The 26472-nt window shown below is 34.5% G+C and carries 23 protein-coding genes and 5 pseudogenes; 7 read left to right on the top strand and 21 right to left on the bottom strand.

Annotation, left to right across the window (positions count from 1 at the left end; all coding sequences use genetic code 11):
• Window positions 1-391 precede the first annotated feature (391 nt).
• From MKY70_RS13690 to MKY70_RS13680, 3 genes are all read right to left on the bottom strand, one after another.
• Complete coding sequence (locus MKY70_RS13690; protein WP_341024676.1) at window positions 392-715, bottom strand: hypothetical protein; 324 nt, start codon at window positions 713-715, stop codon at window positions 392-394.
• Between the two features lie 46 nt (window positions 716-761).
• A complete protein-coding gene (locus MKY70_RS13685) occupies window positions 762-3590 on the bottom strand; it encodes an S-layer homology domain-containing protein (RefSeq protein WP_341074522.1) in 2829 nt (942 codons plus the stop codon).
• A 205-nt stretch (window positions 3591-3795) separates the two neighbouring features.
• On the bottom strand, window positions 3796-3942 hold the full coding sequence (locus MKY70_RS13680) for a hypothetical protein (protein ID WP_341074521.1): 147 nt from the start codon (window positions 3940-3942) through the stop codon (window positions 3796-3798).
• Between the two features lie 269 nt (window positions 3943-4211).
• On the opposite strand from MKY70_RS13680, the gene MKY70_RS13675 reads away from it, so the two are divergent.
• Window positions 4212-4772, top strand: a complete 561-nt coding sequence (locus MKY70_RS13675) for a recombinase family protein (protein ID WP_341024672.1) — start codon at window positions 4212-4214, stop codon at window positions 4770-4772.
• Window positions 4773-5098: 326 nt separating this feature from the next.
• On the opposite strand, the gene MKY70_RS13670 is transcribed toward MKY70_RS13675, so the two are convergent.
• The 3 genes and pseudogenes from MKY70_RS13670 to MKY70_RS13660 all read right to left on the bottom strand — a co-directional run bounded on the left by MKY70_RS13670 (window position 5099) and on the right by MKY70_RS13660 (window position 8091).
• Window positions 5099-5767: an IS6 family transposase gene (locus tag MKY70_RS13670; RefSeq protein ID WP_341024669.1), complete on the bottom strand. Its 669-nt coding sequence runs from the start codon at window positions 5765-5767 to the stop codon at window positions 5099-5101.
• Between the two features lie 247 nt (window positions 5768-6014).
• On the bottom strand, window positions 6015-7544 hold the full coding sequence (locus MKY70_RS13665) for a thiol-activated cytolysin family protein (RefSeq protein WP_445662063.1): 1530 nt from the start codon (window positions 7542-7544) through the stop codon (window positions 6015-6017).
• A 359-nt stretch (window positions 7545-7903) separates the two neighbouring features.
• Window positions 7904-8091, bottom strand: a pseudogene (locus MKY70_RS13660) (hypothetical protein).
• A 100-nt stretch (window positions 8092-8191) separates the two neighbouring features.
• Between MKY70_RS13660 and MKY70_RS13655 the strand changes: the two are divergent.
• Complete coding sequence (locus MKY70_RS13655; protein WP_000442772.1) at window positions 8192-8323, top strand: hypothetical protein; 132 nt, start codon at window positions 8192-8194, stop codon at window positions 8321-8323.
• Window positions 8324-8880: 557 nt separating this feature from the next.
• Here MKY70_RS13655 and MKY70_RS13650 read toward each other — a convergent pair.
• Window positions 8881-9078, bottom strand: a complete 198-nt coding sequence (locus tag MKY70_RS13650; RefSeq protein WP_341024665.1) for a hypothetical protein — start codon at window positions 9076-9078, stop codon at window positions 8881-8883.
• A 452-nt stretch (window positions 9079-9530) separates the two neighbouring features.
• Window positions 9531-9824, bottom strand: coding sequence for a hypothetical protein (locus tag MKY70_RS13645; RefSeq protein ID WP_341024663.1), 294 nt, complete (start codon window positions 9822-9824; stop codon window positions 9531-9533).
• A 491-nt stretch (window positions 9825-10315) separates the two neighbouring features.
• Here MKY70_RS13645 and MKY70_RS13640 point away from each other — a divergent pair, with 491 nt between their 5' ends.
• Complete coding sequence (locus MKY70_RS13640; protein ID WP_341074520.1) at window positions 10316-11746, top strand: IS4 family transposase; 1431 nt, start codon at window positions 10316-10318, stop codon at window positions 11744-11746.
• A gap of 457 nt (window positions 11747-12203) precedes the next feature.
• Here the strand turns inward: MKY70_RS13640 and MKY70_RS13635 are convergent.
• Together MKY70_RS13635 and MKY70_RS13630 are read right to left on the bottom strand one after the other, a co-directional pair.
• Window positions 12204-12778: pseudogene (locus MKY70_RS13635) on the bottom strand (undecaprenyl-diphosphatase).
• Window positions 12779-13222: 444 nt separating this feature from the next.
• Window positions 13223-13390 carry a hypothetical protein gene (locus tag MKY70_RS13630; protein ID WP_033708081.1) on the bottom strand — a complete coding sequence of 56 codons (168 nt, stop codon included), beginning with the start codon at window positions 13388-13390 and terminating at the stop codon, window positions 13223-13225.
• Window positions 13391-13632: 242 nt separating this feature from the next.
• Between MKY70_RS13630 and MKY70_RS13625 the strand changes: the two genes are divergently transcribed.
• From MKY70_RS13625 to MKY70_RS13610, 4 genes and pseudogenes are all read left to right on the top strand, one after another.
• Entirely contained in the window at window positions 13633-13986 is a 354-nt protein-coding gene (locus tag MKY70_RS13625; protein WP_002035151.1) for an ArsR/SmtB family transcription factor, read from the top strand.
• Between the two features lies 1 nt (window position 13987).
• Window positions 13988-14422, top strand: a complete 435-nt coding sequence (locus MKY70_RS13620; protein ID WP_341024660.1) for a DNA mismatch repair protein — start codon at window positions 13988-13990, stop codon at window positions 14420-14422.
• Between the two features lie 143 nt (window positions 14423-14565).
• Window positions 14566-16329, top strand: coding sequence for a SulP family inorganic anion transporter (locus tag MKY70_RS13615; RefSeq protein WP_341024657.1), 1764 nt, complete (start codon window positions 14566-14568; stop codon window positions 16327-16329).
• 87 nt (window positions 16330-16416) lie between these two features.
• Window positions 16417-16868, top strand: a pseudogene (locus MKY70_RS13610) (hypothetical protein).
• 129 nt (window positions 16869-16997) lie between these two features.
• On the opposite strand, the gene MKY70_RS13605 reads toward MKY70_RS13610, so the two are convergent.
• The 11 genes and pseudogenes from MKY70_RS13605 to ltrA all read right to left on the bottom strand — a co-directional run bounded on the left by MKY70_RS13605 (window position 16998) and on the right by ltrA (window position 26058).
• Window positions 16998-17438 carry a DUF2269 family protein gene (locus MKY70_RS13605; protein ID WP_341026390.1) on the bottom strand — a complete coding sequence of 147 codons (441 nt, stop codon included), beginning with the start codon at window positions 17436-17438 and terminating at the stop codon, window positions 16998-17000.
• Window positions 17439-17456: 18 nt separating this feature from the next.
• On the bottom strand, window positions 17457-17807 hold the full coding sequence (locus MKY70_RS13600; RefSeq protein WP_341024654.1) for an ASCH domain-containing protein: 351 nt from the start codon (window positions 17805-17807) through the stop codon (window positions 17457-17459).
• Window positions 17808-18172: 365 nt separating this feature from the next.
• Entirely contained in the window at window positions 18173-19201 is a 1029-nt protein-coding gene (locus MKY70_RS13595) for a DUF4179 domain-containing protein (protein ID WP_341024651.1), read from the bottom strand.
• On the bottom strand, window positions 19194-19727 hold the full coding sequence (locus tag MKY70_RS13590; RefSeq protein WP_327937105.1) for a sigma-70 family RNA polymerase sigma factor: 534 nt from the start codon (window positions 19725-19727) through the stop codon (window positions 19194-19196). The genes MKY70_RS13595 and MKY70_RS13590 overlap by 8 nt, the downstream gene beginning before the upstream one ends.
• 80 nt (window positions 19728-19807) lie before the next feature.
• Complete coding sequence (locus tag MKY70_RS13585; RefSeq protein WP_341024645.1) at window positions 19808-20380, bottom strand: recombinase family protein; 573 nt, start codon at window positions 20378-20380, stop codon at window positions 19808-19810.
• Between the two features lie 749 nt (window positions 20381-21129).
• On the bottom strand, window positions 21130-21354 hold the full coding sequence (locus MKY70_RS13580) for a hypothetical protein (protein ID WP_341024644.1): 225 nt from the start codon (window positions 21352-21354) through the stop codon (window positions 21130-21132).
• 387 nt (window positions 21355-21741) lie between these two features.
• On the bottom strand, window positions 21742-21930 hold the full coding sequence (locus MKY70_RS13575) for a hypothetical protein (RefSeq protein ID WP_128283593.1): 189 nt from the start codon (window positions 21928-21930) through the stop codon (window positions 21742-21744).
• 881 nt (window positions 21931-22811) lie between these two features.
• Window positions 22812-23174, bottom strand: a pseudogene (locus MKY70_RS13570) (ArpU family phage packaging/lysis transcriptional regulator); the annotation flags it as partial.
• Between the two features lie 143 nt (window positions 23175-23317).
• Window positions 23318-23947: a Holliday junction resolvase RecU gene (recU, locus tag MKY70_RS13565; protein WP_341024641.1), complete on the bottom strand. Its 630-nt coding sequence runs from the start codon at window positions 23945-23947 to the stop codon at window positions 23318-23320.
• A gap of 2 nt (window positions 23948-23949) precedes the next feature.
• Window positions 23950-24183, bottom strand: coding sequence for a hypothetical protein (locus tag MKY70_RS13560; protein ID WP_341026450.1), 234 nt, complete (start codon window positions 24181-24183; stop codon window positions 23950-23952).
• A 63-nt stretch (window positions 24184-24246) separates the two neighbouring features.
• Window positions 24247-26058 (bottom strand): annotated as a pseudogene (ltrA, locus tag MKY70_RS13555) (group II intron reverse transcriptase/maturase).
• Window positions 26059-26472: the final 414 nt, after the last annotated feature.

The following is a 26472-nucleotide window of genomic DNA, read 5'->3' as shown; positions in this document are numbered from 1 at the left end:
AAAAGAATATTTATCTAAACGAGAAACAAATCTAAGCTGTTCGAAAAATTGATAAAGAATAAGCGATTGAAGGATGAAAACAGAAGACCACAAGGAAAACTGTATGAACAAATATAATGAAACAAGGCTCTTACTTTGTAGTCGTATCCACGAAGTAAAAGCCTTGTTTTTTCTACTCATTTTTTATATTAGTCTTGATTTTTCGATGAAAAGGCACAGAAAATCTACTACAGAAGGTGTGATACCTCTAGGATTAACAAATTCTTTAAATTTCTATGTACCCCTCTACTTTTCGAATGTGCCTCTAATTCAGCGCGAACTTGTATTGTGTATCCGGAGCCATTTTTTCTAAAGCATGCTCAGAATATTTACAATCATTGATTTTAAGTTTCTAAAACTCATTTATTGTAACTGTAAAATATGGTTTGAATTTTACTTTGATTTTTTTCTTTTCTTCTGTACCTAGAATGTATAGTGAATCATTACGAGTATATATCTCTTTCACCGATTCCATCTTGGTTTCTATGATACGTTTGTCTTCGTATAGCATTATCAATTCAACTGTTGCATCATAATAGAACATATTCATAACCAGTTCAAATCCAAGTGTATCAATTTTACTATATCGATACGCACCCGCACCTGGAATATAGTAATCTTCCGGATCACTTTCAAAAATTTCTAATAACTCATACTTATCATGTTTAATATCCAATATTCCTCAACCTTTTTGTCATAGATTACTTACTATGCTATTCATTCTATTCTTTTTTCTTTGCGGGAACAACTGTGATAACATCACCTTTATCATTTATAACTACGTAGCCTTCGTCTCTAACGTATTTCCAAGTACCAGGATTGTCTCCTGGTTTGCGAGTGCCCGTTTTTATAATATCTTCAACTACATTTGGAGTCATTCCCCGAGGATCAACTTTTTTTAATTCTTCCATGTATTTATCTGATCCGAATGTATACCCTTTTCTTTCTGCTCGCTCACGTGCTCGTTTTGTAAGCTCCGCTCGAACTTGAACTGTATCAGGTGCCATCCTTTCAAGCGCATGTTCAGAGTACTTACGCCCATCAATGACGCCGCCACCTCTTGGCATACTCCATCCAATCTCTTCTGTTACTTTTGATACTTTTCCTAAATCCTTCGCTTTTTGTTCTAGTTCTCCATATTTACCAAACACACGACCAATAACTTTAGGAGCCCCACCAAAAACAGTAGAAACGGTTCCCCATACATAGTCATTTTTGTCATACTCTCTATCAGTGAAATATTCTTTGCCGTTAATGAGTTGTAGCCCTTGTTTGATTTGCCCAATAACTGGCATGAAATCAAGTGACATCGATCCAAGTTCATTTGTACGCTTCTGTTCTGCCAAAAACTCTTCCATTTTTTCAGGTGGTACACCAAAATCTTTGAGGCGAGTAGATAAACCATCCATGTTTCCAACATTTTTAGCTATATTAGACGTATCTATTTTATAGCCTGAAATCTTATTAGCAGAATCCATCATGTTATTAGCAGCATCTAATCCAGACATCATATCTGTATGTAGTGTTGGAAATGCTTGTTGGGCTTCTGCAACATGCGTTGAGACACTATTAATTAGTCCATCAGCCATTACTGCTTGTTTATGAAGTGATGCCCCAGCTTTTTGTACAGAATCTCCAAACTTATGGAAACTTTGATTTACTACGCGTAAATCACTGGCCATTTGTTTATATTCAGGTAGTCTGTTTTTGAATCCTTCCTGCATGGCAGTAAGTTGCTGTCCATAGTCGCGAACACCGTCTGCAAATTTTTCTATTTCACCTTTTGGTAATGTGCCAACCCATTTTTCTGCTGGTTCGATAAACACCTTATTAATTGAGAGTGAGTAAGCTGTTGTCATGTCCATAAACATTATCATGGCATCTGTTCCTGCATCTACAGTATCTACAAACCAATCCAACATTTGCTTTTTATAGGCTGTCATACTATTTTTATAATCCGTTAAACCATTCACATAGTTTTGAAGGTTAGCTTTATCCTGCTGTACTAAATATTTACCTTCTTGAATTTGTTGAATAATATTACCTGAATCCTGATTCGCTTTATCGATAATCATAACACTATCTTTTAGTAGCATTAATTTATGGATTTTCCCAAAATCCTCATTCATCATCTCTAAAGTTGCGATAGTAGAATTGTATTTTTCTCTTACAGCTGGATCAGCTTCTTTTTCATAAATCTTATCTACAGTATTCTTCAATTCAGATTTTTTTAGTGTGGTTAGTAATTGAGAGACACTTTGTGCGAGTTCACTTGACTCAACTAAAGCAGTATCATAATTTTTAGTTTCTTTTGCTTTTTTATAGCGTTCGGAATATTTCTTTACTAACTCAGCACTCGTTTTTAAATCGTCAATATCTTGACGAATTGTATCTACTTTATTAGATAAGGATTGATCAAAAACGACTGCAAATAATTTTTGCACAACGTATGTTTGACCATTATAGTTCACCTTAAACCATAGAGGACCGTCTTCCCCTACTACTTCAAGAATTTCATCGTCTCCAATTTTTATAGGGTCAAATCCTCTTAAAACTGTTCTTGATTTGTAGATGTTTTGGTCGAGGGATTGGATCGTTATCCACCCTTTTACCATTTTACCTGTTCTGTCAAATTGGAATTGTTTTCCTTTGTAGGTTACATCTCCTTTTTGAATAACACCGTTATCGTCTGCATAATACCAATGGGTAGTTTGAGAGAACCATCCTTTTTCTGCGGCCCCACTTACCTTATCAAAATAGTAGTCCTTTCCGTCTACAGTATTCCATCCCGCAGCTAGATTGCCATTTTTATCGAAGAGATACGTATCATCCCCTGACCGTAATAATCCGGTATGTTTCACGCCTGGTTTATCATAATAGTATTTCTTTTCTCCCTCTACAACCCAGCCAACCGCTTCATTATTTTTTATACCTGATACTGTCATAATTGCTCTATATAAGAACATAGAAAATTGTTCTCTTGTGACAATTCCATTTGGATTAAAATTGCCGTCACCTGTACCACTTGTTATTTTGTTACCGGCTAATATTTTGGCATATTCATTGGCCCAGTGACCTTTCATATCCGTAAATTCAAAATTTCCTTGCGGCTTTAAATCAAATGTTTTTACTAGAATAACAGCCATTTCAGCACGTGTCATATTATTTTTTGGATTGAATTTTTTCTCAGTATTTACACTGAAAATCCCCCGTGCGGTAAGAGCTAAAATTTCTTTCTTAAAATTACTGTCACCGATATCAACAAATGGATTATTTGTACTATCTTGCGGTTGTAAATATCGATACAAGAAAGCAGCGAGATGCTCGCGAGTAATAGGATCGGCAGCACCGAAATACCCATTTCCGTATCCTGTTATAATCTTATTCTCAGCCATATACATCATTTCTTTATACGCCCAGTGGGTTTTAGGAACGTCAATAAAAGATGATGAATTCACTTGACCATTTTGTTCTGCATACGCTGTTCCTACTGTACTGAATAATAAAATACATACCACAGAACTTAAAAATAATTTCTTAATTGTATTCATAATAGATCTCCTATTCAATTGTTAAAAATATAATTGCAAATTCAGCACTTATTTTATCCTTCATTTACGGCGTTTTATATAATTATCAAATTTCTATTCATACTGATATTTCGCATAAGGACAACCTAAGTTATTCTGTCTAAACTATAATTGATTCATAAGATGTTTCATTTTTTAAATGTAGTAGCCCGTATATGGAACCTTCTTAACATACAGTAAAACCAAGTTTTTTAATTTGAAAATCCCTTAGTGCAAAATTCGCATTATGTTGACGAGATCCATAATAATACCAATCTCCTTTCTCTTTGACGCGGCCTATTTGATTTAAAACCTCGGCTTCCTCTGTAAACATTTGTGCATAGGTAGAAAATAATTAAAATAATGATAATATAAGTCCTATGATTTTCTTCATACTCGCATCTCCTTATCAATTCGTAAAAAACCTTTTAATTATATATTAGATTTCATTGCTATTAAAATAAAAAATATAAATATGCATAATTGCATATATACCTTATCGATAGAGTGTACCCTATTGATAATAAATCCTTTCCTTGATATTATTAGCCTCAGAGACTCTCAATAACACTTATCAAAAATACAATTGAAATGAGGAGAAAAATGGTTTATGGATACGCTCGTGTCAGTACACAAGATCAAAATCTAGATACACAGATTGAACAGCTCATGAAATATGGAGTAGATGAAATTATTAAAGAAAAAATAAGTGGAGTAACCAAACAAAAGCCAGAGTTAGACTCTATACTTTCAAAACTAACTACTGAGGATACTTTAGTCGTAACTAGAATGGATCGTTTAGGTCGAAATACCATTCAGCTTTTACAATTAGTAGAACAACTCCGGGAAAAGGATGTTCACTTTGCGATTTTAAATTTAGGAATAGATACGAGAACGCCAACAGGAAAATTCTTTTTAACTGTCATGGCTGCCTTTAGTGAACTTGATCGAGAAATGATTAAAGAAAAGCAACGAACGGGAATAAAGTTAGCGAAACAAAAAGGAGTGTATAGAGGAAGATTGAAGAAATATACGGATAAGCACCCAGGTATGAATCATGCGATTGAATTGCGCAAGCATACCAATAAAACTGTTAAAGAAATATGCCAAATTACTGGTGTGAGTCAGGCCGCTCTGTATCGTAGATTAAAAGAACTTGAATAAAGTTCTTTTTTGATTTGTAATTAAATCCCAGAGTGGCCCCTCATACCGAGAATCGTTTCCGTACCCCTCTATGGGATCACCATATCGAAAAAAGAAAATTGTACGTTTAGACACATTTTGGACACAAACAACCGATTCCCTGTACGTTAAGGAACCGGTTATTTATTTTACTGCTTTTTTATGAAGTTTTTATCTCGTAATGGGGTACAGCTGAGATATACACGTGTCTCAGCTGAATCTCCAAACGTTGTAATATCGCTTTTTCGTAACGGTTCTGTTGCAAAGTTTCTTAACAGATAAAAATTTATGGTGAGTACAATTAAATCTTATGCAATTGCAAGTAATTTTTGCAATTCATTGTACGTTGAAAAACCGCGGTTTTGTTTATAGATAGCATGAATAGTTTCGATTCCTTTCAAAGTACGCGAAGCATGGTGGAGACTTTGAAATCCTGCAGATTTGGCAAAGCGACGTTTTACATGTCTATGGTCCTGTTCTATGAGATTATTCAAATGCTTGATTGTACAATGAGTTGTATGTTTATAAAAGCCTTGTTCCTTTAATTTTTTGAGTGCACAAAGTAATGCCGGTGCCTTATCTGTTGTTAGAACCGTTGGTTCGCCAAACGTTTTCACTAATCTTTTCATAAATGCATATGCAGCCCGATGATCTCGTTTTTTACGAAGTTGAATATCTAATGTGTTCCCTTCTTTATCAATTGCACGATACAGGTAACACCATTCTCCTTTGACTTTTATATACGTCTCATCCAATTTCCAAGATAGTTGCACTCTTTTATTTTTCTTCTTCCAAATTTGATAGATCAGGTGCCCATATTCATGAACCCAGCGCATAATAGTTGTTGGATGAACTGAAATACCGCGTTCTTTCAAAATTTCAGAGACATCACGATAACTTAAAGAAAAACGACAATAGTAGCCAACGGCTACTAAAATAATATCTTTTTTGAATTGTTTTCCCTTAAAATATCTCATTTATGATTCCCCTTACTCTGTTTTGCAAAAGTTTAGCTTAGTTTTAAAAACTTTGCAACAGAACCGAAATTATGATAGATAGAGGAACAAATTAGAAAGTGAAAGGAAGTATATATCATTTGGTCTAAAAATTATAATGAGGCTACACTCCATCGCTATCTGATGAGTATGCTATATTTGAAAAAGATCCCAATATACTTGTGACCATGTAAAAAAGCACCCTGTAAACAGGGTGCTTCACTTCTACCTAATGACTAATATTAGCAGTTGGGTATAAAGTTGTTCCTCCAATTGAAACTTTTATTTCATTTGTTAATGGAACATTTTGTTCATTAATAATTGTTCTCCACCATTCCCATGCAAGACCTGTACATTCTCTCGCTACGACTTTTACATTTTTGGAATTCGGTGGAAGTGGTATTACTGTAGAGTAATGAGCCGTTTTATCTTGGTTGTTTCCTTCCCAAGTTTTATGTGTTAATACTTCTTTCCCATTTTGATCATATGAGAATTCATCCCAAGATACATCAAATTGAGCAACATATGCACCGTAATGATCAAGGGTCATTTTCGCACTTGAATATTCTGTAGTTGTCGTCTCAATATAATCTGTATTGTTATGAACAGCAGCAGTTGCGTTATCTTTTAAGAAAGTGCTTGTATATGAAATTGGGTATGCTGGATTTTTAGAACTTAATTCTGCATTATCTTTAATAATATTTCGGATTTCATTAAAATCTTTTGTAACAACTTTGTTATGCTCTTTTGCATCTCCGCCTAATACTACAGCGGTAAAGGTACTTTCTTCAAAAATATCTTTGTACTGTCCACTCGCTTCAACGCCTTGACCCTTAATTAGAGCTTTAAAAGCAGATTGTACATCTTTACTTTTAGATGATGTTTCTAATTTTACATAAACGGTTCTACCATAGGCTACATTTGACACCATAACAGGCGGAGCCGTATTACTTACCCCTTTACGAGTCAACTCATCAAACGTAACACTGTTATCAAAAAGATCAGATGGATTGTTAGGTAGTTCAGCACTTACGGTATAAAATATTTGCTTATATGCCGCAACCATCACTTTTTTCTCTCCATTTGCAACGGCATTAAAGTCAATGTTTAGACTGTTATCAAGATATTTAGCATTGACATTAAGAGCACTTGCGATTTGCGATTTACTATACACCATGGATTCTGTATACTGCATTCTTGTAGGTAACGAATGTGTTGATGCATACTTCTCATTCCAAGTAGATACTAAATCATCTACTGCTCCAGACACATTACCATATGTCGGATTTTGGACAGATATCGTATTTTCTTTCCTCATTCCAGGTAAGTCTATACTAATATTCAAAGGCTTTCTCTTAGCCACTAATAAACTAGGTTGATTATCTGCAAAAGCTTTATTTGCAAGTTGTACTGCTCCTGGATACGTACGATTAGCCACAGAATCAATAATTGAAATATCCACAGGTGAAGTTGTAAGTGATTTTTTCTCACGTTCCACTACTACAAATTTACCATTTGAATTTGTACTTTCTTTCGGAACAAAACTCTCTACTTTATCCCCATTTACTGCTAAAATCTCTTGATTGTTATACTTTAAATTTGCTATGCCAGTATCAATGCCAATAGCTTGTTTGGGTGGATTAGCTGAATTACTTTTAGGTGTTTCCGCTAATGAAATAGATGAATAATTAATAGTGCAAAAGCTGATTAATAAACTTGCTAGTAATTTTTTTCCTTTTGTATTTCTTGTAGTCTTCACAAAAATCAACTTCTTCCTTTTTTCGTATTAAGGTATAATAATTATTTATAAATAATTGCTAAATAATTAACTTACATAAATGCTTTTAAAAGTTCTTGAATTAATGGGAGTACTCCACCTATAAATTTTAAAATTATCATATTATTTCCGCCCCTTTTGTTGTTGCTAAGATGTGATTTATCTTTATACTCTCATTATAGTAAGCGCTTACAATTCTATCAATACATTCTTATATGTAATATTGCATATTTATAATGTTAAAGGGACTTTACTTACACAAATAATCTGTATATCAATTCATCTTTGATATACAGATCATTTGTATGATAATTTTTATAAATTATTGCTAAATAGTGAATTTACATAAATGCTTTTAGAAGTTCTTGAACTAATGGGATTGCTCCACCGATAAATTTTAAAAATGCCATTGCGATTTCCATATTATTTCCTCCTCTTTTGTTAGTACTAGGATGTGATTAATCTTTATACCCTTATTATAGTAAGCGTTTACATTTGTAACAATACATTTCTGTATGCAATATTGCATATTTATACGTTTAGACAAAAATTATACCTCTATTAGTCATTCTTTAATGTTACCATAGCGAGGTGAGAGTCTTTAAGGGTTCTTCTTAATAGGAGGAAATATGGAAAGAGTACAAGAGATTTACAGTAATCTAAAATTTAAGAGTTGGGTTAAACAGGTATTAGCTGTAGGCGGAATGGTAGGGTTCTTCTACTTGGTGTTATATGTTTTCTGTTTCTTATTTGATATGTAAAAATTATACGACTACACTAGTGGAGTCTTGCCTAGAGAGGTAAGGCTCTCTTGTTGTACTTGAGATGAACAAACTGCATACAGTATTTCTTAGGTTCGTCAGATTACTCTGTATGGTGCCTTGTTCCTCTATGTTCTAGAACAACTAACTCCTATCATTGAAAGTAAATAAACTTCTATTTAAAAGCTTCCATTTATATTGAAAACATAATTGTATTGATAAAAAATGTATTTTTACTAGATACATATTAAAAAGACAAGCATAAGTTATATTACGTTTTGGTAAAATCTTTTTTGTATAAATACATCTTTATATAAACATATAAATATAATATATTAAAAATAATTTAAATGCAATAATACTAGTAGGGGAACCGCCAGCATTTCGGAAAAAAACCACGCTAAGCAAAAAAATAAAATAAGCTGCCCATAGGGACAGCTTATTTACATAATTATCGTTATAGGAAGCTAATTTTTAATATTGCAGCAATCCCTTTCTCACTTTTGGATAGCGAATAATTAGTATTAGTAAATCTCCGTTTTATTAAACAATTTACTTTATATATTCCAATAGTCACTATTTATATCGCTGTTATATTTATATTCAATCTTTTCTTTTCCACACTTTTCACACTTATAAAAACTAGCTGTACCGATCTGTCCTGTTTTAAAATTTTCACTATCTTGAGTTTTAATAAAGTTATATTTATGAATACATCTAGGTTCTTTCACCTTATTTATCCATTCCCTTAACATAAAGTAATCACTCTCCTTTAAAGAATATTCCTCGTGGATTTTTGCATTTATAAAATCCTACGAAATATTTTCAATCAATGACTACGTTATGCCTTAGCGTACAAAATTTGCGAAATATTGGTGCTCCCCCTTCTATGCTTAACTTGCATACTTTGCAAATTTCTTATCTATGAAATGAGCAATGATAAAGATAACGGGAATAAACAGTAATTTGAGCAGGGAAATGTGTGTTATACCTGTTTTTTGGATATAAAAATTAAGGGAAATTGCTATCAGTACCAGAGTAAACGTCCATTCCTTCAGGAATATTCTTCTTATAGAACCCTTTTTCATACATACACCTCCCTCTTCCCAATTGTATCATTTAGATAATACACTTATAAGAAAAGTTTTCTTGTATATCCTATACATGTTCAGTTAACATAACGTCCTATTACAGGAAGTTATCAAAGCTATTCAATTAAACCAACTATATCAAGAAAAATTATAGTAGTTATCATTGCGATAACTGCTATAAGAAATTTAAATCTGAATTTAATCTTAATACCTAGCTTATCTGGAATAAAATATATTCCCAAACCCATACTAATACGTCCTATTAATAAATATAATTGATATAAAAATTCGTTATTTATTTTTGCCTTAATATATACTTTACTGTAATCAAACAATAGGAAATATATTAAAATTATAATTAAGTAAAGAATAAATAATTTCACATAGTTTCTCATTTTAGCTTTTCTCAAAATACTTTATACTCCTTTTAGATGTTCAATCAACTTATAAATTTCGATCTATTATTTCTCCCTTTATCCATGCCCAAAATTGTTTAGACATGTGATGCCCCCCTTATTATCAAGACGTTCTCTATTATAATAGATTCGTGTAAGTAGGAAAGAGTTCCTCTTGTATATTCTATACACATATAGTTAACATAACGTAAAATTATCAGTAGCAAGGAAAAAGGCGGAATCTTATTCTCACAAAGGAACCTTCTTTTTTTGTTCTATGGATCTATGCATTTTTTTATACATTCCTATCCTGAAAAGGTTTTAGAGTTCTCGTTTGTTACTGAATTAGCTGAAAAACTGCATAAAATTTTGCATACTCTTAGCGTGGTTTTTTTCCGAAATGCTGGCGGTACCCCATCGCTATCAAGCTAATAAAAAGAAATGCCCCTAAAATGAAAAAATGCGCTATTCTTTCTGTAGAATCATAGGAAAGGATGGCGTTTTTTATGTCTGTTTCTGTGTCTGACGAATTACAACTATTTGCTCAAGAGATTCAAAGTTTTTTATCTCCAAATACCTTACGGGATCTTGCTAGAGATGTTGGCTTTGTACAACGAACCAGTAAGTACCAAGCAAAAGATTTAGTAGCTTTATGTGTATGGTTGAGCCAAAATGTAGCTATGACTTCTTTAACTCAGTTATCTAGCTGTTTAGAAGCATCAACAGAAGTACTCATCAGTCCTGAGGGACTGAATCAACGGTTTAATAAGGCGGCCGTCCAACTTTTACAACACCTACTAGCCGAACTACTAAGGAAAAAATTGGCCGCATCTATGCCGATTTCTTCTCCATACACTTCTGTCTTCAAGCGTATTCGTATTTTAGATTCAACTGCATTTCAACTCCCGGATGTATTTTCATCGGTTTATCCAGGTGCAGGAGGATGCAGCCATACGGCTGGGATAAAAATTCAACTTGAATATGATTTGTTAAGTGGACAGTTCCTACATATTCATACAGGTCCAGGTAAACAACATGATCGCACTTACGGCTCTCTGTGTGCCCCAACTGTGACAGCGAATGATTTATGTATCCGAGATTTAGGTTATTTTCATTTAAAAGACCTTCAACATATACAAGATAAAGAGGCCTACTATATCTCTCGTATCAAGTCGAATACACGTATGTATCAAAAAAATCCTAACCCTGATTATTTTCAAGATGGAAGAATTAAGAAAGGTACAGAGTATATACAGATAGATATGGAGACTTTAATGAAATCCCTTCAACCAGGACAAACATGTGAAATGGCTGATGCTTATGTAGGAATGATTGATAAATTGCCAGCTCGTGTAATTGTTCATCGGTTAACAAAACAACAGCAACAAAAACGATTACAAGATCAAGCTGTAAGAGAAAAAAAGAAAGGAATGAAGTATTCTCCTCGTAGTAAACGACTCAGCGGTATCAATGTATATATGACAAACACCCCTACAGATATTGTCCCGATGGGACAGGTACATGACTGGTATTCTTTGCGTTGGCAAATCGAAATTTTATTTAAAACGTGGAAGTCATTCTTTCAAATTCATCATTGTAAAAAGATAAAACCAGAACGATTAGAGTGCCATTTATATGGTCAATTGATTGCTATTCTACTCTGTTCTTCTATCATGTTTCAAATACGCCAATTGCTCCTCATGAAGAAAAAACGAGAGCTTAGTGAGTATAAAGCCATATATATGATTAAAGACTATTTTCTTCTTCTATTCCAAACTATACAGAAAAACACCCAAGAGCTATCAAAGGTGTTACTTCGTCTGTTCAATCTTCTACAGCAAAACGGACGGAAATCTCATCGATATGAGAAAAAAACGGTCTTTGATATATTAGGTGTCGTTTACAATTGTACCATGTCTGATAATCAAGCCGCTTAATTCAAAAAAGTGAAACCCGTTAGGGTTTATTTCGTATGCAAATCTTTCAATCACCTACACTTGCCCTTTAGAAAAAAGAAACAATCTCGCCTAAAATTGACTTTGCATAAGCTTAGCTTGATAGCGATGGGGTAGTACCAACAAAACGCGAATTTCGTATGCTAAGATTCTTTCAACATAAAGATTGTTGATAACTTGTACGTGTCAGTAATACCATCTAGCTGTAGAGTGCCGAAAAAAAGTGAAGCAAACAAAAAATAACTCCAAAATCAACTTTTATTGTATATTTTGGAGTTACTTGACGTTTACTTTGCAACGAAAGAGAACCGCAACACTGCCTAAAACCTGGGCGCTTATCACATCCACAAATACACAAAATTAAAGAGCAACATGAATACATTCCATATATAGGTCGTCAGCATTTGTATCTTTCACGCTAACTTTTATACTTGTATACTCAAAATCCCTTTGATTTGTTTTTGGATGGTAAAACATGTTTCTCTACTCTTTCATATAGAGTAAGCAATTGCTTGATAAAAGAAAATTCCGGTACTAACCAATACGAAAATAACGCTGAAACACATCCTATTAAAGCCCCTATTGCAACATCAAAAGGATAATGAACTCCTCCCCAAATACGAGAGATCGCTACACAAAATGCAAGTATAATCCATAACCATCCAGTCTTTTTACGAACAAGCCAAAACGAAAAACAAATCGAAAAAAAGAGAATCGTATGGTCACTAGGAAATGAATTATCTACAGCATGGTCGACAAGTTTATTCACATCAGGCAATACTGCAAACGGTTGATAATTCAAATGAAATTCCCCTGCTATTTTTCCAATCACCTCAGCAATCACAAAAGCAACCATCGCTTGAATAACCATCCTCCTACTTTTTCTGGACCCGGTAAACCAATAAGCTATAATAATTAAACCAAAAATACCATGGCTGAGTTTAGGAATGAATATTGTTTACCTAAATCATTAATTGCTCGAAAAATATCAATATTGAATTGAGAAAAAGACATTTTCAAATCCCTCCTTTATAGTAAGGTGTTTAACTGATTGCCATATACCTTCATTACATGAATAGTTTTAATTATTGTACTCATCTAAAAATACCAACCTTCTTGTACGCTTATAATTTTATTATGGGAAAAAAAGTTTAAATGGGACTTAACTACTTCTTATCTATGTGAATGTACTGTTTCTTCCTCTAACATGACGTTTTCACTTAAAAAATAAGCGGCATACGTACGTATATTTCGACTAACGATTTTTAAACGCGAGCTGAGAAAACGTCATCTTCCTTCCCCTCCCACGCTTTTTTTACTTTCATAAAATAGGTATCACCATGAGTATGACATCTCCTTCTTCTTTCTTCTTTTTCACTACAATAAAAAAAGAAAAAGGAAAACATCGAACTTTCTTACATACATTCGTGCATTCTTACATTTTTGTCATTTTTCTCGTCATTTTGTAAATGTGTTCATCGCCTTGCCTTTCGCTATTTTCAAAAACTCTTGTAACTCTGGGTTTATATTCGTCTTTCGGTATGCAACGGCTAGTTCCGCAACAATTTTAGAATCACATATTTCTTTGTAGACAACTTCTGATTGATATAATTTATTTGCAGACACCTATCCGCTGTTAATTAAATAAGAAAAATTATATGTTTCTAATACATGTTTTTGATCAAGCTTTAATTTAAACCTACAAAGAATTAAGGAAAGTAACCAAAACGACCGTTTTTGGTTATTGTTTAATATTTTAAGATTTGTATTGAAAGTTCGAGGTCCTGGAAGTATCATATACATATTCAAACATTTGAAGATGTATATGATACTTCTTCAAATTAAGGGTAAGTAATGGAGGTATTTGAATGGGAAACGAAATGCAACAATTTAAAGCTGATTTTTTTAAAGCCTTATCACATCCTCTGCGAATAGGTATTCTAGAACTATTGTCAGAGGGTGAAAGAAGTGTAAATGAAATTCAAACCATCCTTAACAAGGAAGGTTCAGCTGTTTCTCAACAATTAAGTGTACTACGTTCAAAAAACATTGTTGTTGGTACTAAAGATGGAAAACGAGTTTTATATTCTCTACGAGACCCTATGATTGTGGATTTACTGGTAGTTGCACGGAAAATTTTTAACAACCATTTAATCGACACGATTTCAATGTTAGAAGAACTAGATGAAACAGAACGTGAAACGATAGTTAAGGAGGGTTAAGTTGAGCATTGAAGTTAAGAAAGAAGATATCATTCAACATGGAATGGAAATATTTCGCTCAATAGGAGCTCATCACGTTTGTAATGTTTGTATTAAAAGTGGAAATTCTTGTTGTTTTTCATGCCAGCATTTACAGGATGGAGTTGGATGTCAAAAGAGAAATACAGCTTGTACAGCTTGGTTATGCGGAATTCAAAGTTTTTTATTTGATCAAATAGGGTTACTGGACGAATGGAATAGTTTCTGGAGTGAAATTCCAGGAAAAATGTTTCGTAGAGATAGTACCCCAGATAACGTAAGAATTAAATCGTTTATAGATATGAAAAAGCTAGATAGTCGAGGTGGATTACTTCTAGTAGAAAGGTTAAATTCCTACATACAAGAAGGAGGAGATATAGGTAAATTAGAACGCCATTTAAGCAAAACTTATAACTAATATTAGATTGATGCTCTCTTATAAAGAGATAAAAAGCGTCTGTATAAGAGTATGAGAAATGCATTTGTAACTTAAATTTATCAAAAGAAAATATTCTTTCAGAAGAAGTAAGATTTATTAAAAATAGAAAAGAAGGTTTTGTAATGAAAGGGTTATTTACGGGAAGATTTGAAGGATATTCATTGGGACATTTTCAAAAGGATCTTCTTTCAGGAATGATTGTTGGAGTTGTTGCGATTCCGCTTGTTATGTCTTTTGCTATAGCCTCTGGTGTTAAGCCAGAGTATGGGATTTATACAACATGTATTGCCGGGATACTTATTTCGATATTTGGTGGTTCAAAGTACCAAATTGGAGGGCCTACAGGTGCTTTTGTTCCTATTCTTTTAGGGATTGTAATTACCTATGGATATGAAAATTTACTACTTGCTGGTTTATTAGCTGGAATTATCTTATGCCTTATGGGAATTTTTAAACTAGGATCTTTAATTAAATTTATTCCACGTCCTGTAACAATTGGCTTTACGTCAGGTATTGCCGTCAGTATCTTTACGGGACAAATTGCTAGTTTTTTAGGTTTAACAGGTATAAAAAAGCATGAGGAATTTATAGCGAATCTGAAGGAAATTTTTACTCATATCGGTACTACCAATTCTTACAGTGTCATAATTGCTTTGATTTGCTTTTTTGTTATACTCATAACACCAAAAATTTTCCCAAAAGTACCAGGTTCATTAGTAGGTGTTCTTATTTCAACTTTAATTGCAACTGTATTTTTCTCAGGTCATGTACCTACTATTGGTACAGCATATGGTACGATTCCAAATACACTTCCTCAGTTTGATATACCAGAAATCACAGTAGAACGTATAAAACAGTTAATTGGTCCTGCATTTGTTATTGCCATGTTGGGTGGTATTGAATCCCTTTTATCCGCTGTCGTGGCAGACGGTATGACAAATAGTAAACACAACAGTAACAAAGAGCTTATTGGTCAGGGAATTGCCAATATTGTTACACCATTATTTGGAGGTATTCCGGCAACTGGAGCAATTGCCCGCACAGCAACCAATATTAAGAGTGGAGCTGTATCTCCGATGTCGGGTGTTATTCATGGGGGATTTGTGTTATTCACGCTTCTACTGTTAGCTCCATATGCTTCACATATTCCGCTTGCTAGTATGGCTCCCATTTTAATGGTGGTAGCTTGGAATATGAGCGAACAAAAACATTTTATTCACATACTTAAAATGAAAACAGGGGATTCTCTTGTATTACTTGTAACATTTCTGCTGACTGTATTTACAAGTTTGACAACAGCTGTGGAAATCGGACTTATCTTAGCTGTTATTTTATTTACAAAACGTATGAGTAACATGCTTGTTATATCTAAAGTGCTTCCAGATCACACAAGAAAGAACGAAAAATTGTTACCACATGTGGTAAATAAAGCTCACGATTGTCCACAAATAAGCATTTACACAATAGAAGGGCCATTATTTTTTGGGGCTGCTCAAACATTTGAACAAAATATTTTAGCGACCATTCATTATAAACCCAAAGTTTTAATTTTACGTATGGGAAAAGTTCCTTTTATTGATACCACAGGAGAGTCTTACTTTAGGAATATTGTTCAGCATTTTAAAAAACAAGGTGGCGTACTTCTTATTTCAGGAATTCAATCAGAGCTAAAAGTAACTCTAGATAAGAATGGATTGTATGCTGAGATTGGGGAAGAAAACTTTTTTGATCATACCGGGGAAGCCATTAACTGTGCTTTAGGACATTTGAATACAAAAAAATGTATAGGGTGTAAGCATTTCGCTTTTCATGAATGTACCGGGCTTTCTCAGCAATCTCAGGAAGTGAATACAATAAAGAATAAGGCAAATGCATTAGATTTTTAAAAAATTCACTTCACATACAAAGTTTGTTTGATTTGATCTACTCTTTTAATCCTTTTATTAAAAAAATAGAGAAGGAGAAAGTTTGCTTTGGAGAATGCGGAGAAGATTTTTACAAGGTGTGAACAAGAAGGTTTTTCATACATCCAACAAATGATTATCAAACAGCAAGAAGAGAATATCTTCCTTACATTTAAACGAAAAACGGATTATACAAACAGTATCCTTTCAAAAGATGATAAAAAGAATTATGAAAAAAATGTCTCGTTTTTTTCTCATGTTTCTGGTGGTGTAATTATATGGGGAGTAGCTTCGAGTAAAAACAAAGATGGTGTTAACATAGCTAAAAAATCCAACCTATCTCTAATGGAAAAGCGTTCTTAAGTAATCTAAATTGTTTATTTCCAAAAGATTTTATTGCTATAAACCCGGACGTTAAAAACATATATATTCCTTTTCCTAAAGAAACAAACAACGGATTTGTAATCACATATGTTCCGGGGAACAACTATCTGTTAAGCCATAATAGGCCCAGATCGTAAAAGGCTATTCCATCACCTCTTCAAAGCGTAACTACAACAAGGACAAGCCAGTTTTGGCTTGTCCTTGTTCCATGCCGCCCGGCGAATTCAAACGGCAATCACACAAAGCCGCTATTCGCCCTAGATCTATCACCCCTGCCACAACGCAGGCTTTGTCACCATGAACCATAACATCGCCATTAAAAGAACAATGTAAATCCAAACAGAACGCCGCAACAATTGAATCAAGGCGTCCTTGTCTTGGCCCGTTTCGCTGAATTTCCGAATGGTCGGCGAAAAGGCGCGGGCCAGGAAAAATAATGAACTCGCCATGAGAATAAGGGTCATCACTATCCAAGGGGTCTTCCAAGTCCAAGGGCCCACCAGTACAAGCAGAACCCCAGATGCAACCAGCACATGCCCGGCATGCTTGGCCAGCCTGACCGAAAATCGGAATACATCCAGATAAGCCTGCTGTGTTCGGGCCTCTGAAGCCCGCAATTTTTTGATGAGCGGAAGCAATACAAAAAACGGGCCGATGGATAAGATTACACTGAAAATATGTACATACAGAAGCAGTCGATACAACATGTCCATCCTTATATCACATTAACCTTCGATGGGACGGAACTCATGAACCAAAACTCTCATATTTGGCAGCCATGGCATGCCAGGGTGAAGAGACAGGATAGATTGCTTATATTCCTCCACATTCGCATAGCCTTCTTGACGGGCATGCTCATCAGTCAATTCGCCAAGTGACTGCGAATAGACCTTCTCCACAACATACCGGTGACCTTGAAGCTCCATCACTTCCCCGACATCCGCATATCTCCCGTTGCGGCGAGTAGCCGTTTTCTGTCCTGCAAGCACTTTTTCAATGTCCTCCTGAATCGTGATGAGACGTTCAATCGTACATGTTTTTGGTGGTAAAGCGTTCGTTTCATTTTGGTTTGTCATCTGGGTCACTCTCCTTTTTTCATTTAAGCATAAGCCCACTTTATCATATAAAAAAATTATTCTATATAGCAACTTTCTACTTAATAGGGATAACAAACTTTTATATAATGCATAGTTGTCTACTAAAATTCAGTTCATTTTTTCATTTTGGGGAACAAGAGCCTTCTTAAGTTGATGGGCATGGGGTACCGTCAGAAAAATGCGGATTTACAACGTTAAGGAAATTTAATGTGAAAAAGCCGGAGTCCAATAGCTATGGAATCCGGCTTTCATGACGTTTTTTAATAAAACCCGTTATTCAACTATCGCGTGTTCGTTAGCTTAAGGTACTTCCGCGATATGAGTAAACAAAGCAAACGAGGTCATTATTTACTTTTATTTAAAGGAACGACTAATTCTAATTCCTTTATTTCTTTACTAAATCCTTCACTATTTTGTCGACTTGGCTTAAGTGTAAATGATTTTGGTATTGTATCCATTGGAGGTAAAGTCAGTACCATACTATGACCATAGTTCTCAAAAACCATGCCTGCTTGTAGTTTCTCTTTATCATATACCTGACCATTATCATCGACTACAGAGAAATCAAACCATGGCCAAGTATCGTTTTTATCCATTTCAGCAGGGTAATCAATCGTTAGGTCTATTCTTGTTGATAAAGGTGAGAATGTTACTTTGCCGGCTGTTAGTGTATACACTTCATCAACCGTTTGAGTTGTAACTTCTGGATAAAACTCAAATACATCACCTTTTATTTTTTCAAGCGGGAAGGCCACCTTCAACTTACCTTCATAGCCAAATAAATCTTCTCCATGGACCTCAATCTCAATGTTATCGCCATATTCATTATACTTAGAAAAGGTAAATTGATGATGTTCAATTATTGTTTTCGAGTTTACGTCATCTTGCCCTGTTGAACCACTCACTGGTTTAACTTCTTGTTGTCCATTAATTGTTATATAGCTAATGCCGGCCTTTTCTTCTTCCATCGAAAGTTCTTTTTGACCTGTGTAAACAACTGTTACGATTAACCGGTTGCCATCATAAGCTGCTTCTTTTACAGTCATTGTTAAGCCGTTTTTACTATCTTGTTTATCAATTACTGTCGTAAGTTGATCGTGTTCAATTTTATCTGAGGCAATGTCTCTAAAATCTTTATAAATTGGACCAATTAGGGGAACATTTGATAAGGCTTCCGCCATGCCTGTTGAAACAAATCCAGAACCAAGCAAAGATAGACATAACCCACATGCAACCAAGATTGACCGTTTTGTGGTTCTTCCGGCTTTTCTTTTTTTCTTGGCTTGAAAGATAGCCGCCTTCTCCCTAGCCATTAGCTTTTCAACAGGTACATTTATGTTGTCGATGGATCGATTGAATTTGTCTTTATTCATAAAGATAGCCCTCCTTTAAAATGGGTCTTAACTCTTTTTTCGCCCTATTTAAGTGTGATTTCACGGTTCCTTCCGGGTAATTCATGATGGTGGCAATTTCCTTAATGGACAAATCGTGATAATACCTTAACAAAATAATGGTCTTAACAGTAGGATTTAAGAATTTAAATGCTTCTGATAAATCCATCGAATGCATGATAAAATCAACATTTTCAGAAGCGATTAATTCAGTAAAGATTTCCTCATTATCTGTAGTAAAATGGCGAGACTCTTTCCGAATAAAATCAATCGATTTAAAAACTAGAATTTTTGTAATCCAACTCGAAAAATGTTCAGGCTTTTTTAATGTCTTTATTGAAATATAGGCTGTATAAATTGTTTCTTGATAGACATCAAGAGTATCTTGTTCATTTCTAACATATGCATAGGCTGTTCGATACAGCTTTTGTCGAACAGAATCAATCAGTTGTTCAAATGCTTCATCATCACCCTTTTTTGCTTTTTTCACTAATTTTGCTAGATCCATTTTGGTTCTCCCCTCCGTTACACAATAAAGTCGAATGAGGAAGTAAATTGGTTGCAAAATAATTAAATATATTAAAATTGTTATCCATTATCTTTTTCCATTTCCTTTAGCCTACGATAAAATGCCGCCTGACTGATTCCTGTAATTGCACATATCTCCTTTACAGTTTTATTGGTAGTTTTACGTAATTCAATGGCACGATTCATACCTTGATGCTTATCTGTATATTTTTTAACTCTTCCTCGATATTTCCCCTTTTGCTTGGCCAATTTAATTCCTGAACGTTGCTTCTCTTTAATCATTTCTCGATCTAGTTCACAAAAGGCTGCCATTACCGTTAAAAAGAATTTACCAGTTGGTGTTCTGGTATCTATTCCTAAGTTTAAAATAACAAAGTGTATATCTCTTTCTCTAAGTTGTTCAACTAACTGCAGTAACTGAATAGTGTTTCGACCAAGACGATCCATTCGTGTCACAACTAATGTATCATTAGGAGCTACCTTGGAAAGAAGTTCATCTAAAAGTGGCTTTTGTTTAGAAACGCCACTTATTTTCTCCTCCACAAGTTCATCTACTCCGTATTTTGTAAGTTGATCAATCTGGCTATCTAGATTTTGATCTTGTGTACTTACTCGAGCATATCCATAAATCATTTTTATCCCTCTTTTAATCTATAATTTTGATAAGTGTTATTGAGAGTCTATTAAGCTAATAATATCAAGAAGCCAAAATTCTATCAATAGAGTAGACCTAAATGGGACGTTATTAACTATCTGTATTTCATTCTTATTTCCGTGTTACTTTATCAATTTCCGAATGTATATATCCTTGAATACCCAAAATTCTTCAGCTAATGCGCCTATCAGTACATAAGGAGGTTATGGAAATGAAATTTAAAACTAGAAAAGTAGAACTGAATATTTCGCCTGAGTTCGTTGCAGCTATCGGTCAATTGATCGTAGCTCTCCATTTAGCAGGGCTCGTTTGAGCCTTGTTTATTTTCGTTCGTTGTGTTCGTTTGTTTTGTTAGGGGGAAAATAAAAAAACAATTAAATAGATTAATTGTTTTTCCAATGCAAAATCTTTATTTTTATTTTTTTAAAGTAGCCTATAATATTTGAAAAAATGAGTTCCCCTAATGCAAGTGGTATATAGATGAACCATATCTTTAATATTGCTTTTGTTTCTCTATGATCAGAATCCCCCATCCAAATCACCTTATCCCCTTTATTTATCTATATTTTCATTTTAATTCCAATAATAAGAAGATTATACCACTTAAAGTGCTAATAGTATTTATTTTTCAAATTTTACAAAACCTTTACTCCTTACCTTATCTTTCCTTAACAACAAACAAGACGCCACCCAGATCACGGCAGCGCCTACGATAATTGCTATTGGTTTAATCATTGCGTCTCTTCTTCATATTTTCAACTACTTGTTTAGCGAATTGCTCTGTTTCCTCTTTAGTTAATTTAGGAGCATTTACAGTAACACTATAAGTTGTTTTAGTTTCTACTTTATTAGGTTTTAACGCAGCATAGATAATGGCCGCGCCTGCACCTGCAAAAGCTATTTTAATCACATTATCTAATATCAATGATGACCACATTAAAAAATCAAACACATAATCACCTTCCTATTCGAATATCCATTTTGTTCAATAAAAAAAGAACACTATAAAGTGCCCTAAGCTTCTGAGTATTAAATATACGACAATGCCCAGCCCGTTCTAATGGCGCAACATAAAAGAGCTTTATAGCGGAATATATAGAGCTCTCGGAAAAGGAATAAGTTGGTTGGCATTGACTCGATATTGTATGTTTGGGAATTCCTTATGTGCAATAAAAAAAGAGCCCTATAAGGTGCTCGTCCGATACGATTATAAAGAATGAATACGTCGTGTTCAGTTATTAGTATATGCTTATCTCATTCAAATTTTTACTGGTTTAATGTGTAATTTCTATATAACAAAGAAAAAAGCACCCATTTCGGATGCTTTTAATAATCAGAATTAGTAAAAGTACTTTTTACGATAACCACAACTGCGACATACATATCCAACTGAATGCCCATGGACAACTTCACCGTTGGGAAATTGTCTAGAATCTCTCACTGGAGCTGTTCTTGGGAAACTAGTCAACTTACTGCATCCTTCGCATTTCAATCCAGCTGACGACTTTCTTGTTACTCGTAATCCCATGGTTTCGCCCTCCCTTCGTTTGTGTTTAATTTAGTTAAACCACTCCGAAGCACCAAGTCAAGAACTTTTTGGGTGGTTTACGAAACAAATAGCCGTTATCCGAAAATAACGGCTCACAAACTGTATAAAAAGGGGATGGGAGAAAAGAGAAAACAAATGGCAAAAGCTCCTCTTTCAAGGCCAAGATTACTCTCAACCTTCTCCAAGCCACCGCATCAACTGGTATGGCTACACGCCCTGTGTTCAGTGACTGGGAGAAGACTAGGAATCTTCTCGTTTATAATCCGTAGAGTCGGCTACTTAATTTCATTTTCACCAATCTCGTTTACACAATGTTTAAAGGATTAGTAGCAAGACGTATATGTTTCTTCCTACGCCTTGTTTGAACCAACACATAAAACTGAGGGTAATGTTCAGCTGTATTGGCTCAAACAAAGAGCGGAAGCTCTCTGCTCGTTTAATCGTTTAAGAAGAACAACCTGACTTATATTAGTTACTGTCGTGAGTAATTACTAATATAATTGAGTTATTTCTTCTCGCTAGGAGACGCGGTCCATTCAATCGAACAGACCACCATCACCATTTGTACAACGATCTAGTTTTAACACAGAAATCAAGAATCCACATGACAGGTGTGGTTTTACTACCTATGAGCCTACAAACGAAAGGCGGAACGCTTATACACTCAATGAGAAGTAAAATATAAATAATTTTGGGAAGCTCTTATCCCCTCTAGCCTCAGCGTCACCGAGTAACGTTATTATAATGGGAACGCTATCCCCAAAACGTATTCTCTTTTCAAAGAACTGTTTATAGGAATAGCTTATAATTTTCAGCATTTTATTTAGTCCCCCAAAAAGTTCGCGTTTTGTTCGCGTTTTTCAGATGATTCCTAGTGCTGTAGCAATCAATTTCACAGCACTTTGCTTCTTCTCGTAGAAATAAGTCTTTTTGAGTAGTAGATCATGATAAACATCTGAATCTTTTACTCTTTCATTCGTTAAGAACTTCATTGTAATAATGTTTCTTTCATCCTCATCTAAGATATGGTCCAGAGTCTTCTCTATCTGCTTCACCTTTAATTCGCTTATTCTTCTTGAATTTCGTATCTCTGGAAACAAACTGATCCCTTCTTGTTCCACTTCATTATTGAATCGCATCTTTAATGCACGGTATTCCTTTAAGATACTGACTACTTCCTTTTGAACTCTCTTTTCATCGACTGCTGGTAATAAAGTTAATTGTTACATGAAGGAATCCCCCTATTTCGAATTTGTGTTTTTACATTCACATCAGGTACGTGAAATTTTACTATCTCATTGTTGAATAAAGAAAACATGCATAGCGAGTAGACCCCACCATCCACTCTGCATGGTTCCGCTATCCATTAAGCCTTTAATAATTTACGTTCCTTACTGTTCATTTTCTCCTTTGCTACTTCAATGTTATTAGCAATCTTTTTATGGTCCTGATCAAATTGAATCATGCCATCTATTACCGGTGTAAATCCTTGCTCATCAATGTATTGCAAGTAATCCACTAGCGCCCGTTCTGTCTGTTCTACTAAGTACCCATAAATATCAAAGTCTGCTCTTGGTATAGACTTCTTGCCCTTCGGTTGATGAGACATCCTTACATAAGATTGAATGATTGATAGTGGTACTGCGAATACTGACTTATCCTTACTAAACTCTATAAGAAAGAAGCATATTGCTCCCATCTTTTCTGCTTTCTTCAGATAATCCAACTGGTGCTGCGCAATGTTCTTTAAATCAAAGCGATTAGCATTTTCTGTAGACTTCGCTTCAAAAGCTATAGCTCGTCCTTTATACACACCGTCATAATCTACTGTACTTTTAGATTCGTAATATCCATCTTTCACACGGCCATAAACCATTTTCAATACCTTCACAGGGGTTGGACGCTTGTTTATAAGCGCCACTCCACCTCTTTGATACATTTCATTCGATAGATTGATAAGCTTTTCAAAAGCCATTCCACGGTTACCTTGTCCCATTTTTATTCCTCCATTTCTTTCTTGCAGTCTTCTAGAAAATCAATAACTTCCTGAACATGCTCTTTTGTTGTCATAATTTCCATTACGTACCCTTCATCGTTATAAACATTAACCCTACTTCCTTTAAACTCCATTCCGCACATTCCGTCTGCACCTAATAGCTTTGCATTACCTTCCATTCTCTTAACCTCACTTTCTATTAGTTGCGATAGGTAAGACTTTGAAGTTATCTCCATCTTTTCCCCCGCTTAACACTGTACGTGCGACTTTCATCGCATACAGCGTCCCATCTTATTCTTCTATACTAAAGTAACTAGATTACAAGCTTTACGGAGTTTGTTTATTTTCTTCAATTGTTTATCGTTCAATTGAAGTATTCTCATATATGTTCTAATCGTCTCTTCATTTGTAGCGTGAATCAGTCTGTGGACAAATTCATGTACAATAATTAGGTTATTGAATTCGTCAGTTCCTCCCATACCTTTCGGTACTTTGTGATGACAGTGTGCTTCATCAGCTAACAAAAAGATTCCTGTGACACCACATTTTCCATTTTGCATAGAATATCTCGACATTCTGTTATCTGTATACTCCACGCTCTGCCCTTTATTGGATGATAGCAACATCTTCTGCATTTCATTGGCAATGTTACCTTTTAGGCTTTTGATGAGTTTTTGTCTTCCCTTTATAGTGTAGTTACATATGTCTTGACTGAAACTTTGAGGGAATCGTGTTTGTATGTCCGCTAGTGGATATACATGATTACCTGCTATTTCAAAGGTTCTATAATTATTCCTTTGAGTTCTTTTGTATAATGCGTTTGCATTGGTAGGAATCTTATATTTCCCTATTGATTTTAGACGATTAAACAAGGTTTTCGAGAGACGAAAGGCTATTTCAGCAAAGTCTATAGTTACATGTGTTGCAATTTTGTAATAGTTTTTTATGCCAAGCACGTAAGAGTTATAGTCCTGTACTGTTTTCCCTGATGGATTCTTTTGAATTGCTTTAATCCTTTTTTTTGCCTTTTCAAGGATATCCTTTTTCTTTTTCTTTTTCTTTTTCTCGCTTACATGTGTGTTTGCCACATATCTTTTGCGCTTTTTAACGAATTTAATAGAGAACCCCAGAAAATTCGAAGATTTTCTTTTTAGGTTAGTTATAGTTGATTTTTCATTAGATATGTTAAGGTTTAATTGATTCTCGAGATAACCTTCCACTGCATGGAATATTTTAGTTGCAGATTTGTGATTGTTTGTAAATATTTTAAAATCATCCGCATACCTAACTATATACATTCTCTTCAATTTTGTTTTTGATAGATGATAGTTTTTATTTGGTAGTGTATATGGTTTTCTTGTTTTGATATTATCCCACTGACTAGATATCCATCAATCTAAATCATTCAATACAACATTACTTAGTAATGGGCTTAGAATTCCTCCTTGCGGAGTTCCTTTTGTAGGAATGCCTTTTCCTTTGATTGGTGCTTTTAACATTTTCGAGATGATTGTCAGTAATCTTCTATCAGTTATACCTATGTTATATAGTTGTTTTAGTAATTTGGAGTGGTTTACGTTGTCAAAGAAACCTTGTATATCAATATCAACTACGTGACTATATCCCCCACGATTCATCAAGAATTGACACCTAGCCATCGCATGATGCGTTGACCTATTGGGTCTAAACCCATATGAATGCTTGTAGAATTTTGCTTCGCATATTGGCTCTAGAACCTGCTTGAACATTTGTTGAATCAATCTATCTCTCATTGTAGGTATTCCTAATGGGCGTTTCTTTCCATTTGGTTTAGGTATTTCTACCCTACGTACCGTGTTTGGCTTGTAGTCTACAAGAGCATTTCTTATGTTATCAACGAAAGAATCTACATCTTCCATTTTATAATGGTCGATTGTGATCCCATCTGTTCCTTCAGTTTTAGAGCCAATATTTGCCTTTATGTTTCTATATGCCAGTAGAATATTTTCTTTTGATATGATGTGTTTATATAAATTTATACCTTTAGTAGCATTGTTTTTACTACGTTGATATAAATCATCAAACACTTTTTGCACATCGTAATATTCTGCATGTCGTAATGTTGTACTCACCGATGTGTTAATTCCCCTTTCTTACGAAAAGTCCCATCATCTTACTCGATCCTGTGAGTTACATCTAGTTAATTTAGTTTTCAAAGAACAAGACTAGGGACTATCCCTCCACATTCGTTACATGTTTCTTCGGTACTGTGTCCCCACCTTCACAAGAATGAAGCAATTTCGGTTCGTTAGAACCTTATATGCATCTGTCCGCTAGTAGGCGTTGGTGACAGTTTCTTGCTTACCACGTTCCGATTGACCTAGCTATACATATATCCTTAGGTGCTTGCTGTAAGCCTGTTATCTTTACATCATCATCGTTAGATGTTCCGAATTTCATATCCTTTAATCTTACTTTTCGGTAGATAACATCGTCATTGACGACATACATATTTCTTATGTATTAATAATTTAGACCCGTATATT

The organism is Bacillus sp. FSL R9-9492 (assembly GCF_038007365.1).
Classification (GTDB): Bacteria; Bacillota; Bacilli; order Bacillales; family Bacillaceae_G; genus Bacillus_A; species Bacillus_A mycoides.
Note: the sequence above shows the minus strand (reverse complement) of the source record. Positions and strands in the feature narration are given on the sequence as shown.